At 61.5% G+C, this 14877-nt stretch carries 18 protein-coding genes; 5 read left to right on the forward strand and 13 right to left on the reverse strand.

Going from position 1 to position 14877, the window contains the following annotated elements:
- Positions 1–1185 (reverse strand): AMP-binding protein (locus A0O30_RS02040; protein WP_105945407.1); only part of this gene is annotated, 1185 nt, incomplete at its 3' end.
- 218 nt (positions 1186–1403) lie between these two features.
- Between A0O30_RS02040 and A0O30_RS02045 the strand changes: the two genes are divergently transcribed.
- Positions 1404–2348, forward strand: coding sequence for an alpha/beta hydrolase (locus tag A0O30_RS02045; protein ID WP_105945408.1), 945 nt, complete (start codon positions 1404–1406; stop codon positions 2346–2348).
- 34 nt (positions 2349–2382) lie between these two features.
- Positions 2383–2853, forward strand: a complete 471-nt coding sequence (locus A0O30_RS02050; protein WP_051099445.1) for a MaoC family dehydratase — start codon at positions 2383–2385, stop codon at positions 2851–2853.
- A gap of 126 nt (positions 2854–2979) precedes the next feature.
- Here the strand turns inward: A0O30_RS02050 and A0O30_RS02055 are convergent, their stop codons facing one another.
- The 7 genes from A0O30_RS02055 to A0O30_RS02085 form a co-directional block, all read right to left on the reverse strand.
- Positions 2980–4218, reverse strand: coding sequence for an RNA polymerase sigma factor (locus A0O30_RS02055; RefSeq protein ID WP_105945409.1), 1239 nt, complete (start codon positions 4216–4218; stop codon positions 2980–2982).
- Positions 4218–4703 (reverse strand): SRPBCC family protein, encoded by a 486-nt coding sequence (locus A0O30_RS02060; protein WP_105945410.1) that lies wholly within the window; start codon positions 4701–4703, stop codon positions 4218–4220. Before A0O30_RS02060 ends, A0O30_RS02055 begins: the two co-directional genes overlap by 1 nt.
- A 21-nt stretch (positions 4704–4724) precedes the next feature.
- Complete coding sequence (locus A0O30_RS02065; protein WP_105945411.1) at positions 4725–5069, reverse strand: YciI family protein; 345 nt, start codon at positions 5067–5069, stop codon at positions 4725–4727.
- Between the two features lie 44 nt (positions 5070–5113).
- Positions 5114–5539, reverse strand: a complete 426-nt coding sequence (locus A0O30_RS02070; RefSeq protein WP_104835366.1) for a nuclear transport factor 2 family protein — start codon at positions 5537–5539, stop codon at positions 5114–5116.
- Positions 5540–5680: 141 nt separating this feature from the next.
- On the reverse strand, positions 5681–6013 hold the full coding sequence (locus A0O30_RS02075; protein WP_105945412.1) for a type II toxin-antitoxin system HicB family antitoxin: 333 nt from the start codon (positions 6011–6013) through the stop codon (positions 5681–5683).
- Complete coding sequence (locus A0O30_RS02080) at positions 6010–6264, reverse strand: type II toxin-antitoxin system HicA family toxin (protein ID WP_105945413.1); 255 nt, start codon at positions 6262–6264, stop codon at positions 6010–6012. The genes A0O30_RS02075 and A0O30_RS02080 overlap by 4 nt, the downstream gene beginning before the upstream one ends.
- Before the next feature lie 139 nt (positions 6265–6403).
- On the reverse strand, positions 6404–6661 hold the full coding sequence (locus A0O30_RS02085; protein ID WP_016711914.1) for a DUF2790 domain-containing protein: 258 nt from the start codon (positions 6659–6661) through the stop codon (positions 6404–6406).
- 357 nt (positions 6662–7018) lie between these two features.
- On the opposite strand from A0O30_RS02085, the gene A0O30_RS02090 reads away from it, so the two are divergent.
- Complete coding sequence (locus tag A0O30_RS02090; RefSeq protein WP_060498690.1) at positions 7019–7387, forward strand: GNAT family N-acetyltransferase; 369 nt, start codon at positions 7019–7021, stop codon at positions 7385–7387.
- Here A0O30_RS02090 and def read toward each other — a convergent pair.
- The 3 genes from def to A0O30_RS02105 form a co-directional block, all read right to left on the reverse strand.
- A complete protein-coding gene (def, locus tag A0O30_RS02095) occupies positions 7342–7878 on the reverse strand; it encodes a peptide deformylase (RefSeq protein ID WP_016711916.1) in 537 nt (178 codons plus the stop codon). The genes A0O30_RS02090 and def overlap by 46 nt on opposite strands.
- Complete coding sequence (locus A0O30_RS02100) at positions 7875–8834, reverse strand: YihY/virulence factor BrkB family protein (RefSeq protein ID WP_105945414.1); 960 nt, start codon at positions 8832–8834, stop codon at positions 7875–7877. The genes def and A0O30_RS02100 overlap by 4 nt, the downstream gene beginning before the upstream one ends.
- A 159-nt stretch (positions 8835–8993) precedes the next feature.
- Positions 8994–9173: a CsbD family protein gene (locus A0O30_RS02105; protein WP_060498688.1), complete on the reverse strand. Its 180-nt coding sequence runs from the start codon at positions 9171–9173 to the stop codon at positions 8994–8996.
- Between the two features lie 243 nt (positions 9174–9416).
- On the opposite strand from A0O30_RS02105, the gene A0O30_RS02110 reads away from it, so the two are divergent.
- Together A0O30_RS02110 and A0O30_RS02115 are read left to right on the forward strand one after the other, a co-directional pair.
- Positions 9417–10889, forward strand: coding sequence for a nitrous oxide reductase family maturation protein NosD (locus A0O30_RS02110; RefSeq protein ID WP_105945415.1), 1473 nt, complete (start codon positions 9417–9419; stop codon positions 10887–10889).
- Positions 10890–11018: 129 nt separating this feature from the next.
- Entirely contained in the window at positions 11019–11399 is a 381-nt protein-coding gene (locus A0O30_RS02115; RefSeq protein WP_060498687.1) for a hypothetical protein, read from the forward strand.
- Positions 11400–11405: 6 nt separating this feature from the next.
- Here A0O30_RS02115 and A0O30_RS02120 read toward each other — a convergent pair whose 3' ends face one another.
- Positions 11406–12242, reverse strand: a complete 837-nt coding sequence (locus tag A0O30_RS02120) for a S1 RNA-binding domain-containing protein (RefSeq protein ID WP_016711920.1) — start codon at positions 12240–12242, stop codon at positions 11406–11408.
- 106 nt (positions 12243–12348) lie between these two features.
- Positions 12349–14796, reverse strand: a complete 2448-nt coding sequence (locus tag A0O30_RS02125) for a TonB-dependent receptor (protein WP_105945416.1) — start codon at positions 14794–14796, stop codon at positions 12349–12351.
- Positions 14797–14877: the final 81 nt, after the last annotated feature.

Raw genomic sequence — 14877 nt, forward strand, 5'->3', positions numbered from 1 at the left:
GGTACCCGCCACCGGGATGCCCACCGTGCCCAGTCGGGCAAGCTTGCCATAGGGGTTGGTGCTTGCCACCGGCGAAGTTTCAGTCAGGCCGTAGCCTTCGACGATGCGGCAGCCGGTCAGGTCTTCCCAGCGTTCGGCGGTGGCCTTGACCAGCGCCGTGCCGCCGGAGTTGGTGACCTTCAGCGCCGAGAAGTCCAGCTGACGGAACCCCGGGTGATCCATCAGCGCAACGAACAAGGTATTCAGCCCCAGCAGTGCGGAGAAACGCCACTTGCCCAGCTCCTTGATGAAGCCCGGGATATCCCGTGGGTTGGTGATCAGCACGTTGTGGTTACCGGTGACCATCATGCACATGCAGTTCGCGGTAAAGGCATAGATGTGGTACAGCGGCAGCGGCGCGATCATCACCTCCTGCCCGTCCTTGAGCAGCTTCTGCCCGTCGGGGCCATGCTGCGAGAAGCAGGCCAGCACCTGCAGCATATTGGCCACCAGGTTGCCGTGGGTGAGCATCGCGCCTTTGGCCAAGCCGGTAGTACCGCCGGTGTATTGCAACACGGCGATGTCGTCCAGGCTCAGCGGCACCGGTTTGTGCGACAGCTCGCGCCCTTGGCGCAGCACCTGTTTGAACGATACCGCCTGGGGCAAGTGATAGGCCGGCACCATCTTCTTCACTTTGTCGACCACGGTGTTGATCAGCCAGCCTTTGGCGGTGGGCAGCAGGTCGCCCATCTTCGCCTCGATCAGGTATTCGATGCCGGTATCGGGCAACACCTCCTGCACACGCTTGCCGAACATGTTCAGGTACACCAGTGCGCGCGCGCCGCTGTCCTTGAACTGGTGGCGCATTTCGCGCTCGGTGTACAGCGGGTTGGTGTTGACCACGATCAGGCCGGCGCGCATGGCACCGAAGACGGCGATGGGATACTGCAGCACGTTGGGCATCTGCACTGCGATGCGGTCACCCGGTTTGAGGTCGGTGTGCTGCTGCAACCAGCCGGCGAAGGCGGCTGAATGGCGCTCCAGCTCGGCGTAGGTGAGGGTCACGCCCAGGTTGCTGAACGCCGGGCGGTCGGCAAAGCGCTTGCAAGAGCGCTCGAACACCTCGACGACCGAGGCGTAGGCATTGATGTCGATGGTGGAAGGCACGCCCGCCGGGCGCTTGTCATTCCAGAAGTCGGCTTGCATTTATTATTGTTCCTCTGCCTGGACCTGCACTGCGTCCTTTAGTCCATTACCTGATCGCCAGCCGGCGAAAAGGCGTTGATCCGACGTTAACAGGTAAGTCCAAGGTGGCATATACGCCAAGTGCCGCCATTAACATTGTGAATCTTATTTGTGCCCTTCCTGCAATCCGGCCGGTTGTGCATACACTGTTCGGGTACCTGTGCGCACAAGGACCCGCCATGCCTCACAACGCCTTCTGGCTACCCGCCAGCGAGCACTGCAGCCTGTATGTGCACCAATGGCTGCCGGCCAAACCGGTGAAAGCCGTGGTGCTGCTGGCCCATGGCATGGCCGAGCATGCCGGGCGCTACCAACGCCTTGGGCAGGCCTTGAGCGAGGCCGGCTTTGCCCTGTTCGCGGCCGACCAGCGCGGTCACGGGCGCACTGCCGAACAGGGCAGCCTCGGCCTGTTCGCCCGCGATCATGGCTGGAATGCCGTGGTCAACGACCTCGGCCGAGTGGCCCAGCACATCGGTCAGCAATACCCGTGCACGCCGCTGTTCCTGTTCGGCCACAGCATGGGCAGCTACATCGCCCAGGCCTACCTGCTGCACCACAGTGCCAGCCTGCACGGGGCCATCCTGAGTGGCTCCAACTACCAGCCGGCGACGCTTTACCGCGTGGCCCGGCAGATTGCCCGGCTGGAGGCCTGGCGTCAGGGGCCGTTGGGCAAAAGTGCACTGATCGAGTGGTTGTCGTTCGGCTCGTTCAACAAGGCTTTCAAGCCCAACCGCACGGCGTTCGACTGGCTTAGCCGCAACCCGGCCGAAGTCGACCTGTACGTCAACGACCCGTTGTGCGGCTTTCGTTGCAGCAACCAGCTGTGGCTCGACCTGTTACAAGGCTTGGCGCAGATCAGCCAGCCGAGTAACCTCGCGCAGATCGATCCGAACCTGCCGATGCTGGTGATCGGTGGTGAATGTGATCCCGTCAGTGCCGGCAAGCGTCTCACCCATCTGGCCGACGCCCTGCGCGCGACCGGCAATCGACATGTACAGCTGCGCGTCTATCCTGAGGCGCGGCACGAAGTGCTCAACGAAACCAACCGTGACGAGGTCACCGCCGATATTCTCGGCTGGCTTGAACAGGCGCTGGCCCTTGGCCGCCCTGTGCGCAGTGAATGATAGCCGCCCTCGCCCACCGCTTAAGGAAGCCCCGATGTCCCAGGTCACCAACACGCCTTACGAAGCCCTCGAAGTCGGCCAGAAGGCCGAATACAAGAAGTCTGTTGAAGAGCGCGACATCCAGCTGTTCGCCGCCATGTCCGGCGACCACAACCCGGTGCACCTGGACGCCGAGTTCGCCGCCAAGAGCATGTTCCGCGAGCGCATTGCCCATGGCATGTTCAGCGGCGCATTGATCAGTGCTGCAGTGGCCTGTACCCTGCCCGGCCCTGGCACCATCTACCTGGGCCAGAAAATGAGCTTCCAGAAGCCGGTGAAAATTGGCGACACCCTGACCGTGCGCCTGGAAATTCTTGAGAAGCTGCCGAAGTTCAAGGTGCGTATCGCCACCAATGTGTACAACCAGAACGATGAGCTGGTGGTCGAGGGTGAGGCCGAAATTCTGGCACCGCGCAAACAGCAGACTGTCGAGCTGGTGTCGCCGCCGAATTTTGTGGCCAGCTGAAGATTGATTTAGCCAGTACCGGCCCTTTCGCGGGTAAACCCGCTCCTACAGGGACCTCACCGCATTCAGCCTTGATGCAATCCTGTGGGAGCGGGTTTACCCGCGAAGAGGCCGGCACAGCAGGCATCACTCAACGGCTTGTAACCGCCGCTCGATATGCCTGCGCTCCGGCGCCTGCCGAGTCAAGGCCAGCGCCTGCCGCCACGCCGCTCGCGCCGCCTCCACCTGCCCTAACTGGTAGTGCAACTCCGCCCGCGCCACATGCGCCAGGTGATAGTCCAGCAGCTCCCCCCGCGCCAGAATCCCTTCGACCGCCCGCAAGCCAACCTCCGGCCCATCCCGCTTCGCCAGCGCCACCGCCCGGTTCAGCTCCACCACGGCTGACGGCCAATGCCGCTGCAACACGTCATAAAGCCCGACAATCTCCGCCCAGTCCGTCTCCGCTGCCGTCGATGCTTCGGCATGCACCGCAGCAATCGCCGCCTGCACGGTATAGGCCCCGAACGCGCGGCTTTGCAGCGCCTGGCGCACCAGCTCGCAGCCTTCGTCAATGCGTTGCCGGTCCCACAGGCTGCGGTCTTGCTGCTCCAGCACCACCAGGTTGCCCTGGGCATCGGTTCGCGCCTGCTGCCGCGACGCCTGCAGCAACATCAAGGCCAGCAGGCCGACCGCCTCCGGGTCGGGCAGCAACTGCACCAGCAGCCGCGCCAGGCGGATGGCTTCGTCACTCAATTCCTGCTGCAGCAGCGCCTCGCCCGATGACGCCGAATAGCCTTCGTTGAACACCAGATAGATAACCCGCAACACGCTCTCCAGCCGTTCGGGCAGTTCGTTCAGCTCCGGCACCTGGTACGGAATGCCGGCATCGCGAATCTTGGCTTTGGCGCGGACGATGCGCTGGGCAATGGTGGCCGGGCTTTGCAGGAAGGCGCGGGCAATCTGTTCAGTGGTCAGGTCGCAGACTTCGCGCAGGGTCAGCGGTACCTGGGCATCGGCGGACAGTGCCGGGTGGCAGCAGGTGAAGATCAGCCGCAAGCGGTCATCGGCCAGCAACTCTTCTTCGCTGGGGTCCTGTGCCTGCCCGTCGAGCAGCATGCTCAGGTCTGCCTGGGAGCGGTTAAAACGGGCGCGCCGGCGCAGCGCATCGATGGCCTTGAAGCGCCCGGTGGAAACCAGCCACGCCCTTGGGTTTTCGGGGATGCCGTCGCGCTGCCAACGCTCGACGGCGATGAAGAAAGCATCATGCATGGCCTCCTCGGCCAGGTCGAAATCACCCAGCAAGCGGATCAACGTTGCCAAAATGCGCCGCGACTCCCGCCGGTACACCGCCTCGACTTCGGTGCGCACTTGCGCCAGTGCCGCCATCAGTCGGGCATCCGCTGGGTCACCACCTCCACCAGGCGGTCCAGGCTTTCTCCCCAGCCCAGGTGAAAGCCCATCTCCTCATGGGCCCGGCAGTCGGCGGCATTCCAGTGCCAGGCGCGGGCGGTGTAGCGGGTTTTGCCTTGCTCCTCGTCAAAGCTGATCACGGCGGTCATGAAGGCCTTGTTCGAGGGCACCCAGCCGGGGCCGAAGGCATCGGTGAACACCAGCCGCCGTGGTGCGGCAATTTCCAGAAACACACCCTGGTTCGGGTACTCGCTGCCATCCGGCGCGCGCATCAGGGTGCGGAACAGGCCGCCGGCCCACAACTGCATCTCGCACTCCGGGGTGGTCATGCCGTGCGGCCCCCACCACTGCATCAGCCACTGGGGCTCGGTCCAGGCGCGGAACACCTTGGCCGGGGGCGCGTCGATCAAGCGGCTGATGGACAACTCGTGTTGGGCAGGTGCAGGTTGGGCAAGGCTCATTATTGTTGTGCTCCTTTGCTGTCAGGGTTGCAGTTGGCGCACGGGCCTTACCTCGACGCTACCGACCCGTGCGGCAGGAATACCCTTGGCGATGTTCAGCGCCTCGTTCAAGTCGCGGGCCTCCACCAGGTAAAAACCCGCCAGTTGCTCTTTGGTTTCGGCGAACGGGCCGTCGGTCAGGCTCATGTGCCCGTTGCGCAGGCGTACCGTGGTGGCGGTCTGCACAGGCTTCAGCGCCTCGGCCGCCAGCATTCGCCCGGAGCCCTGGATGGCTTCGGCATACGCCATGCATTCGGCGTCTTCCGGGCTGTCGGGCAGGCTGTGCAGCAGCCCCTCGTCACAATAGACCAGGCACAGGTATTTCATGGTCGCCTCCAGGGCATTGGCAAAGTGCGTTTGGCGATAACGGCTCAGGGCTTGAGATCGAACAGGGCTTTCTGGGTTTCCATGTCGAACGGCGCCGACCAGTGCTCATGGATCACCTGCCACTGGCCACCCTGACGACGATAGCCCACGGTGGCACGCATGAAGCCGCACTGGCTTTCGTCATCGCCCGGGCCGCAGCGATTCAACCAGTGGGCCAGGGCCAGGTCGCCAGCGGCGTGTACGGTGAGTTCGGCCAGTTCGAAGACCATGGGGCCGGTGCACATGCCCATGCACATTTCCCAGTGCGCGGTGTAGGCAGCCTTGCCCTTGAATTGCAGGGCCTGGATGGCATCGAAGGCGACGATGTCATCGGCATAGGGGGCGGTGATGTTGGGGATGTCGCGATCGCGCACGGCCTGCATCCAGCGCTCGATCAGTTGGCGGATCTCGGTTTCGGCTGCGGTGCTCATCGGGGTTCCTCCGACAGGTCATGGGGGCACGGTGGTGCCTTCACCTATGGTCGAACGGAGAACGGAGGAATCGACAGGCCTTGGAAAAATTCTGGTTTAGCGATTGCAGAAAAACGATGTGCTGGCTTAAGCCCGCCTGGCTCAGGCCATAGCAGCTTGTTCGAAGACCTCATCAGCCCACTGGTTCAGGCTTTTGCCAGCAGCACGGGCAGCGACACTCGCGGCAGCATGAACCTCAGGCCGGATTCGTAGCATGACTTTGCCCGAGGCAGGCTTCTCAGGCGTGATGCCCTGCTCTGCACAATCGGCCAGGTAATCTTCCAACGCTTCGCGGAACGCTTCATGCAATTCGGGCACCGAGCTTGCGTGAAAACTGATGATGTCTCGCATACCAAGCACACGGCCAACGAAGATGTCATCACGCTCGTCGTACTCGATACGCGCGGCATAGCCTTTGTAGCGCATGCAACTCATGTCCTGACTCCTGCCCGCAACAAGAATTCGCGGGCTTCTTCAATCTGATACCGCTTGGCTTCTTTACCTGGATGAGGCCGATGACACCTCCAAAAGTGGTCACCCAGCATCATCTTGACCCTGGAGCCTTGCCGTTCCTGCACCTGGCCACCCAGGTGAAGTACCAATGCCTCAATCTCGGAGAACGCCAACGACGCCGTGGTCGGCGTTCGGAAAATCGCTTCAAGAATTTTACGGTATCGAGTGTTCATCGAAAAATGCTATCAAATTAAGATAGCACTTTTTCCTCGATATTCATTCAGGATTTTTCATCGGTTGAGCTGCAATAAAGCTGATGGCCCCCTGGCGACAGGATGGTGCGAGGGCCATCAGTATCCTACCAAGGCCTGATCAGCCCTGCTGACACCCCTCACCCATGGCCCTGTACTGGATGGTATGCACCTGGCCCTGGTGGTCTTCATAGGTCATGGTGGCAGGTACCACTTCGCAGACATTGGGGATGGTCGACAGGTTGATCACCCGTTTGATGTCCAGGTTCATGGAGTAGTCATACTGCTGGGCCACAGGCTGGCTGGAGACGGGGGTGGCCTCATCGGCGAGGGCGAACGAGGACATACCGACCAATGCAAGAATCAGTAATGGTTTCATGTGGGTTTGCCTTTTGAGCATTCAAGCTGATCGATTGACTTCTATTGCCGTGAACGGCGCGGAGAAGTTGCCATCTACGGTGAAGATGGCACGAAGTACCGATCCCGCTTCGTACTGCCAGGGGGGATGTGTAAAAGTCTACTCCCGCTTGGCAATAGTTGAACCCCGTAGTCGGATATTCACCCTTGCCGAATTTGCAACAATCTGCGTCAAATTGGCCGCAAAACATCAAGCCAGAGCCTCTGGCCAGCTTTCAGGGCAGGACTCGCCATTTCATTAAAATATCTTCACTGCTCGACGCTTTCGGACACAGAACGCCGGCTGCTGGACCATTTTTACCGTCAGCACGGCTCGCGCATGCGTGCTGCGAGCGATGCGCAACTGTGGGTGGCGAGGGCGCCGGGCATCATTGCAGGCTTGAGCCTGAGCCCCGTGGGCGATGGCTATTGGCTGACCGGGTTGTTCGTCGACCCGCAACAGCGCAACAAGGGGATGGCCGGACGCTTGATCGAGGCGGCGCTGGAGCAGGCCAATGGCCCAACCTGGCTGTTCTGCCACCCGGACCTGGTGCCCTTCTATCAACGCCTGGGTTTCCACATGGCCGGGCAACTGCCCGAAAGCCTGGCAAGCCGCCTGCTGCGCTACCAGCGCAGCAAACGCCTGGTAGCGCTGGAGCGGGCTCAGTCGTCGCTGACGTCGAGCCCCGGGAACAGCACCTCGGTGTAACCGAACTTGGCGAAGTCCTGAATGCGCGATGGGTAAAGCCGCCCGATCAGGTGATCGCACTCGTGCTGCACCACCCGTGCATGGAAGCCGTCGGCAAAGCGGTTGATCGGGTTGCCCTGGGGGTCGACCCCTTCGTAGCAGATGTGCTTGAAGCGCGGCACCACGCCACGCAGGCCAGGCACCGACAGGCACCCTTCCCAGCCGTCCTCGACCTCGGTGGAGGTCGGTGTGATGACCGGGTTGAGCAAAATGGTCTGCGGCACCGCTTCGGCATCCGGGTAACGTTCGCTGCGCTCGAAGCCGAAGATCACCAACTGCAGGTCGACGCCAATCTGCGGCGCGGCCAGGCCGACACCGCCCACATGGCGCATGGTTTCGAACATGTCGTCGATCAGTTGCTGCAATTCGGCCGTACCGAACAGGTGCTCGGGCACGGGCGGGGCGATGCGCAGCAGGCGTTCGTCGCCCATCTTGAGAATGTCACGGATCATCTGGGGTTCGGCTCGGAGGGTTGGGGCTCGCTCGGTTGCGGGTGTTCGTGGCCCAGCACGGTAATGGTTTGCGGGGCCTTGTGCCCTTCAAAATCCTTCTCGCCAGGGTTCTTGCCCTCGCTCGACATGTGCTCGATCACCGCGTTCATTTCCGCGCCCAGCAGCAACACGGCGGCGGAAATATAGAAATACAGCAACAGCACGATGATTGCACCAATGCTGCCGTACATGGCGTTGTAGTCGGCAAAGGTTTTCACGTAGTAGGCAAAGCCCAGCGAGGCCACGATCCACACCACCACCGCCAGCACCGAGCCGGGTGTGATGAAGCGAAACTTCTGTTTCACGTCGGGCATCACGTAGTAGATCACCGCCACGGCCACCATCAGCAGGATGATGATCGCCGGCCAGCGCAGGATGGTCCACAGCGTTACGATGAACTCCTGCATGCCCACCTGTGAGGCAATCCACTCCATCACCTGCGGCCCCAGCACCATCAGCGCCGCCGCCACCAGTAGCATGCCGGCCAGGCCCACGGTGTAGATGATGGAAAGCGGTATGCGCTTCCATACCGGTCGCCCTTCGGGCACGTCGTAGGCGGCGTTCATGGCGCTCATCATCAGGCGCACGCCCGCCGACGCGGTCCACAGGGCAATCACGATACCCACCGACAGCAGCCCGCCCTTGGACTGCTGGAGTTGGTCGATTACCGGGTTAACCTGCTCCAGTGCCTGGGGCGGCAGCACCAGCTCGGTTTGCAGGCGCAGCCAGGAGAAGAAGTCTGGCAGGTGCAGGAAACCGATCAATGCAATCAGGAACAGCAAGAAGGGGAACAGCGAAAACAACGCCTGGTAAGCCAGCGCGGAGGCATAGGTGGACATCTCGTCGTCGAGGAATTCCTTGACGGTGCGTACCAGCACGCGGTGCAGGGGCAGACCGCGCAGGTCGGGGAAAATCATAGCGTCTCCTTTCGCCGCTTGATTCATCAGTACAACGGGTAAGTCTAATAGACCCTGCGGTTGCTGTGCTGCTCCCCGCCATGCTTGAAGAATTTGCTTACACAGGTCCGGCCTCTTCGCGGGCTTGCCCGCGAAGAGGTCGGGTCAGGCTGCCTCGAATCAAGGCTTCTTCACCGCATCCTTCACATTGCCCTTGATCTGCTGCGCCTCGCCTTTCAGCTCCTGCGCCTTGCCCTCGGCCCGCAGCTTGTCGTTATCGGTCACCTTGCCGACGCCCTGCTTGATGTTGCCGATCGCTTCGTTGGCCAGGCCTTTCGCTTTGTCTGTAGTACCGCTCATGGCAAAACTCCTGCAATGGGAGACACGTGAACCGTGTCGACAGTCGGTGGACCCAACGCCCTCGCCAGGAGTTTCAACGGATTTGTAACGCTTGAGCCAAGCGGTAAAACTGCGGGCGAATACCGCACCGAATCGCCCCTGCGCCCGCGCGATGCCATCAGCCCTGCCCTAGAATCCCCGCAAACGTCCGCCCAAAGCAGGCTGGCACTTCATAAAAACAATGTTTTCCGGATACCCGCACCCATGCGTCTGATGCCTGCGTTGGTGGCCTTGCTGCCACTGCTCCCCTTGCCCGCCCTGGCCGCCGCACCGGCCAACCCTGAAACCCTGCGTGTCGAGCATTACGCCGACGATGGCCAACCCGGCTCGCTGCGCTGGGCCATCGAAACCAGCAACCAGAACCCTGGCCATTACCGCATCGACATTGCGCCAGTGGGCAAGCCGCCCTACGTCATCCGCCCCAATAGCCCACTGCCAGAAATCAAAGGCCCGGTGCGCATCACTGGCCTGCCCTGGGCACGCGATGGCCAATACATCGCCATCGACGGTTCGGCTTACATCAAGGACCAAGGCGTGCGCACCTGCCCCGGCGCCCTGCCCGGCCAGTTCGGCACCAACGTGCGCACCACCACCAACCCGGGGCTGGTGCTGCGCGATACCCAAGGCGTGCATTTGAGCGGCCTGGAGGTGCGCAACTTCTGCATCGGCATCCTGGTCTACCGCGCCAGCGGCAACGTGATCGAAGACAACCGCATCGTCGCCAACAAAGGCGGCGCGGGCATCATGCTGACCGGTGATGACGGCGCCGGTAATCCCACCGCCACCACCACGAACAACAACAAGGTGCTGCGCAACCAGCTGATCGACAATGGCGACGGCCTGGAGCTGACCCGTGGCGCGGCGTTCAACCTGGTGGCCGACAACCTGTTCCGCTCCACCGCTGCCAACCCGGAGCCCTCGCAAGGCATCGAGATTCTGCTGGGCAACGACAACAGCGTGGTGCGCAACCGCTTCGAGAACTACTCCGACGGCCTGCAGATCAACTGGGGCAAGCGCAATTACCTGGCAGCCAATACCTTCAGCGGCAACTCGATCGGGGTCAGCGTGACCGGCGAGAGCAACATCCTCGACGGCAACCTGATCCACGGCAACCGCATCGGCGTGGCCCTGCGCCCGGAGCCGGACACGACCGCCACGCGCCTGAGCGCCAACCGCATCTGGGGTAACAGCCAGGATATCCGCCGCTGCGAGGCGGGCGGCTCGTGCGTGCCTGACCAACGCACGGGCGCCATCGTGTTTGGCGTCCCGGCGCAGGCGCATGCGCTGTATGTGGGTTCGCGCGGGGTGGGGGCCGATTTGCCCAAGCAGGACCAGGCGATCATCTGTGATGCCAAAGGCGAGCCCAAGCCTTGCCAGCCGCTGCCTAACCACAACCAGCAGGCGCCACGGCTGATGGCGCTGGAAGGCAATGTATTGCGCGGCGAGGTGCAGGGGCCGGTGTCGAGCCTGTTGCGCGTGGAGTTCTTTGGTAATGCCCAAGCCGATGGCACCGAGGCGGAGCAGTACCTTGGAGACGTGCTGGTGAACAGTGACGAGCAGGGGCAGGCGCGGATTGCCCAGGTGCTGGAGAATATCGGCGGGTTGCGCAGCTTTACTGCGACGGTGACGACTGCTGATGGGGCTACTTCCGAGTTGAGCCTGCCGGTTCGGCGGTAAGGCTACTGGCCTCTTCGCGGGTTTAACCGCGAAGAGGCCGGCACAGGCACCGCAAATCACAAACCTTGCCCCGCCCCGTGCCACCCCTCACAATGCAGGCCTTCATAGCGTCAACCCGCAGGAACCTGCATGAAACTCGACAAACCCGCCGCCATCGCCCGGCGCAACGAAGCACTGGCCAAACCGGTGCTGAACAGCAACAACACGCTGTTCGCCATCCTGGACAACAAGCGCAACCTGTGGTGGTTCGAAGTACCCGTGAAGCTGCTGGGCAAAGGCCAGGCCGACTGGGTCAACCTGCTGTTGCACACGCCAGAAAGCGATGAGCTGCAGCACCTGAAGGTGCCCACCAATTTCCTCAAGGCTCACCTGGAGCAGATGGAAGTGCGCAAGCCCGGCAAGCGCCGCTCGACCATCAGCCTGGCCCTCAGCGCAGACCGCGACTCGCTGCTGCGCGACACCCGTCCGGGTGGCGAGCAGCTGGATTTTCGCAACTTCGTGCAGGCGTAAGGGCAGTCAGACCTTTTCGATACGGTCGTCATGGATGACGATCAGGCCCTGCTTGAACAACCCGCCAATGGCCTTCTTGAAGTTGCCTTTGCTGACGTTGAACAGCTTGCTGATCAGCGCCGGGTCGCTCTTGTCGCACACGCCCAACACCCCACCTTCAGCCTCCAGGCGTGCCATGATCTGCTCTTGCAGGCTGTCGGACAGGGCCGCGCCCACTGGCTGCAGGCTGAGGGCGATCTTGCCGTCGTGGCGCACTTCCTTGATGAAGCCCTTCTCGTGCATGCCCGAACGCAGGAACTTGAACACCTCGTTCTTGTGAATCAGGCCCCAGTGACGGTTGTTGATGATGGCCTTGAAGCCCATCGGCGTTTCACCGGCCACCAGCAGCTCGACCGGTTGCCCGACCTTGTAGTCAGCCGGGGTGACGTCGAGGTAGCGGTCCAGGCGTGAAGTAGCGGTGATGCGGCGGGTGCGCTTGTCGAGGTAGACGTGCACCACGCAGTAGTCGCCGATCTTCAGCGGCCGCGCCTCTTCCGAGTACGGCATCAGCAGGTCCTTGGACAGGCCCCAGTCCAGGAAGATGCCGGCACCGTTGATGTCCTTGACCTTGAGGCTGGCGAATTCGCCGACCTGCACCTTGGGCTTTTCGGTGGTGGCGATCAGCTGGTCTTCGCTGTCCAGGTAGATGAACACGTTCAGCCAGTCATCGACTTCGGTTTCGGCGTTTTTCGGGATGTAGCGCCCGGGCAGCAGGATCTCGCCGTCGGCACCGCCGTCCAGGTACAGGCCGAAGTCCACGTGCTTCACGATTTGCAAACTGTTGTAACGCCCAAGCAGAGCCATTTCTGATGATCCTCAAGACAAGGGGGCTATTTTCCGGATAGACATGGGGTGGTGTCAAAGCTTCCGGACGGTTGCCCCTATGTGCTTGAGCTTTTGGGGCGCCGGATCAGAAATCGTAGCGCAGGTTCAGCGTCGCGTTTCTCGGCGCGCCATAGTGGCCATAGTTGCCGGCCAGGCCTGCGTAGTATTTCTTGTCGAAGATATTGTCCACGTTCAGTGTGGCCGCCAGGTTTTCGCTGATCTTGTAGCGGGCCATCAGGCTGGTCACTGCGTAGTCGTCCTGGGTGATACGGGTCTTGTAACTGGTGACCATGGATTGCTTGGAGTTCCAGTTCACGCCACCGCCTACGGTCAGGCGGTCCCACTCACCAGGCATGCGGAAGGTGGTCCACAGTCGGAAGGTGTCCAGAGGCAGCTGAGGGGTCTGGCGAGTGCCGCTGGAGTCCTCTGTGCGCGAATGGCTGTAGCCAGTATGCACTTCCAATCCTGGTGCTACTTCGCCGGACAGTTCAAGGTCGATACCTTTGGTCTCGGCACCACTTACCGCCTTGTAAGCCGACCACGTTTCTTCTGCCGGTGCCACGAAATCAGTGTCGAGCACGGCGAGGTTGTCACGCTTGATCAAGTAGATCGCCGCGTTGGCATTCAGGCGACCATTGTAAAATTCGCCTTTCCAGCCCATTTCATAGTTCTGGCCAATTACCGGGTCGAGGGTCTTGCGGTTGCGGTCGACGTTGGTCTGCGGCTTGAAGATATCGGTGTAACTGACGTAGACCGATTGCTCATCGTTCAGGTCGTAGATCAGGCCGGCATAGGGCGTTACCTCACCGCGTTCCTGCAGGTTCGATACATAAGGCGTGTTGGTGGTAAGTACGACTTGCTCGGAGTTGGAGCGGTAGCTGGTGGTACGGGCTCCCAGGATCATATGCAGGTCGTCGGTGAAGTTCAGGCGAGTGGCAATGAAGTAGCCGGTCTGGCGGATGTTCAGGTCGTAGTCCAGCAGGGGTGAATAACTGCCTGGTTGTGGAACACGGTTACCCCAAGTGTAAAAGTTGAAGTCGGCGGCGCCGGCCGTTCCGGTGAAGTGATTGTTCCTGTAGTCCATGTAGTCGAAGCCGGTAACCAGTTCGTGGGTTCGGCCAAACAGTTCGAAAGGACCTTGCAGTGTAATATTCGCACCGCGCTGAACCTGATGGGCGTCAACTTGCAGCAGGTCGAGCTTGGCATTGCCGGTGGCTTGATCAAGGGTGGATACCCCCGCACCGGTGCGGTAGAACGCTGACAGCGAGTCGCGATCCACATCCATGTAGTTGCTGGCTACTTTCAACTGCCAGCCATTGCCAAGCTCCTGGTCCAGGCCGAAGGAGTAGTTCCTGGTGACGTAGTCTTCATACATCCAGCGCGGGCCGGAGCTGGTCGAGCGGGAAAAGTTGGTGGGCTGGCCGTTACTGAAGAACAGCGGCACACCTGGCGCCCCGTTGGCGTCGTAGGTCTGGTAGTCCATGCCGAAGCGCACGGTGGTGGTATCGGTCAGGTCCGCTTCGAGCACGCCGTACACAAGATCACGGTCCTGGCTGTACCAGTCCATGAAGCTCTGGTTACTCTGCTTGGCGGCCACCAGGCGGCCACGCAGCTTGCCGCTTTCGATCAGCGGGCCAGAAACGTCCGCCTCTGCGCGGTAGTAGTCCCACGAGCCGACACCGGCCTGTACGTAAGACTGGAACTCACGGGTGGGGCGCTTGCGTACCATGTTGACAACGCCGTTGGGCTCACCCGCACCGGTCATCAGGCCAGTGGCGCCGCGCACGATTTCTATACGGTCGAACATGGCCATGTCCATCAAGGTGTTGGGCATGTTGCGTGTCAGGTAGTCCTGAGTGGTGTTCACGCCATCAAGCTGATAGGTACTGATTTCCGAACCGCGAGAATAAATGTGAAAACGCTCGCCGCCGTCCTGGGACATAGTGATGCCCGGGTTCTGTTTCAGCACGTCGGTGATGCTTGCCAAGTGCTGATCATCCATCTGTTGGCGGGTAATGACGCTGATGCTCTGCGGCGTTTCCCGAATAGACAGATTCATCTTCGTCGCCGTACTGGTCGACCCGGTCGTATAAGACCCTGTCCCTTCCGTCGTAGCCCCCAAACCTGCGGCATTGATGCTGGTCGCACCCAGTTCGAGCGCGCCATCCGTCGAGCGCGGCAGCAGCACGTAATTGCCATTGCTCGCGGCCATTACCTGCAGCTCACTCCCCGCCAGCAACCGGGCAAAACCTTGTTCAACGCTGTACGTCCCCTGCAACCCCGGGCTGTGCTTGCCCTGGGTCAACTTGGCTTCGAACGACAACACCACCCCCGCATCGCTGGCAAAGCGGCTGAGCACCGCGCCCAGTGGCCCGGCGGCGATGGCGTAGCTGCGTGCGGCTTCGGCAGCACTGGCCTGCCCGGCGGTACTCAGCGGATGAACCACACCCGCCTGCAACAGCAAGGCGGCGCTGAACATGGCAACGACAAGGGGTTTTCTGGGGTAGCTGTGTGGCGTAACGCGGCGATGCATGGGGGGCTCCTTCAAAGGCCTGTAGTGGCGGTTTGCAGGAGGGGTCGTGTGAAACCGGAAAACCGACAATGCAAACGAGAA

It is taken from the genome of Pseudomonas sp. LLC-1, assembly GCF_002992185.1.
GTDB classification, from domain to species: Bacteria; Pseudomonadota; Gammaproteobacteria; order Pseudomonadales; family Pseudomonadaceae; genus Aquipseudomonas; species Aquipseudomonas monteilii.

Excerpts from the sequence above, each read along its gene's own strand:
- A0O30_RS02045 (WP_105945408.1), top strand. The coding sequence starts at position 1,404 with ATGCCTCACAACGCCTTCTGGCTACCCGCCAGCGAGCACTGCAGCCTG.
- A0O30_RS02050 (WP_051099445.1), top strand. The coding sequence starts at position 2,383 with ATGTCCCAGGTCACCAACACGCCTTACGAAGCCCTCGAAGTCGGCCAG.
- A0O30_RS02055 (WP_105945409.1), bottom strand. The coding sequence starts at position 4,218 with ATGGCGGCACTGGCGCAAGTGCGCACCGAAGTCGAGGCGGTGTACCGG.
- A0O30_RS02060 (WP_105945410.1), bottom strand. The coding sequence starts at position 4,703 with ATGAGCCTTGCCCAACCTGCACCTGCCCAACACGAGTTGTCCATCAGC.
- A0O30_RS02065 (WP_105945411.1), bottom strand. The coding sequence starts at position 5,069 with ATGAAATACCTGTGCCTGGTCTATTGTGACGAGGGGCTGCTGCACAGC.
- A0O30_RS02070 (WP_104835366.1), bottom strand. The coding sequence starts at position 5,539 with ATGAGCACCGCAGCCGAAACCGAGATCCGCCAACTGATCGAGCGCTGG.
- A0O30_RS02075 (WP_105945412.1), bottom strand. The coding sequence starts at position 6,013 with ATGAGTTGCATGCGCTACAAAGGCTATGCCGCGCGTATCGAGTACGAC.
- A0O30_RS02080 (WP_105945413.1), bottom strand. The coding sequence starts at position 6,264 with ATGAACACTCGATACCGTAAAATTCTTGAAGCGATTTTCCGAACGCCG.
- A0O30_RS02085 (WP_016711914.1), bottom strand. The coding sequence starts at position 6,661 with ATGAAACCATTACTGATTCTTGCATTGGTCGGTATGTCCTCGTTCGCC.
- A0O30_RS02090 (WP_060498690.1), top strand. The coding sequence starts at position 7,019 with ATGCGTGCTGCGAGCGATGCGCAACTGTGGGTGGCGAGGGCGCCGGGC.
- def (WP_016711916.1), bottom strand. The coding sequence starts at position 7,878 with ATGATCCGTGACATTCTCAAGATGGGCGACGAACGCCTGCTGCGCATC.
- A0O30_RS02100 (WP_105945414.1), bottom strand. The coding sequence starts at position 8,834 with ATGATTTTCCCCGACCTGCGCGGTCTGCCCCTGCACCGCGTGCTGGTA.
- A0O30_RS02105 (WP_060498688.1), bottom strand. The coding sequence starts at position 9,173 with ATGAGCGGTACTACAGACAAAGCGAAAGGCCTGGCCAACGAAGCGATC.
- A0O30_RS02110 (WP_105945415.1), top strand. The coding sequence starts at position 9,417 with ATGCGTCTGATGCCTGCGTTGGTGGCCTTGCTGCCACTGCTCCCCTTG.
- A0O30_RS02115 (WP_060498687.1), top strand. The coding sequence starts at position 11,019 with ATGAAACTCGACAAACCCGCCGCCATCGCCCGGCGCAACGAAGCACTG.
- A0O30_RS02120 (WP_016711920.1), bottom strand. The coding sequence starts at position 12,242 with ATGGCTCTGCTTGGGCGTTACAACAGTTTGCAAATCGTGAAGCACGTG.
- A0O30_RS02125 (WP_105945416.1), bottom strand. The coding sequence starts at position 14,796 with ATGCATCGCCGCGTTACGCCACACAGCTACCCCAGAAAACCCCTTGTC.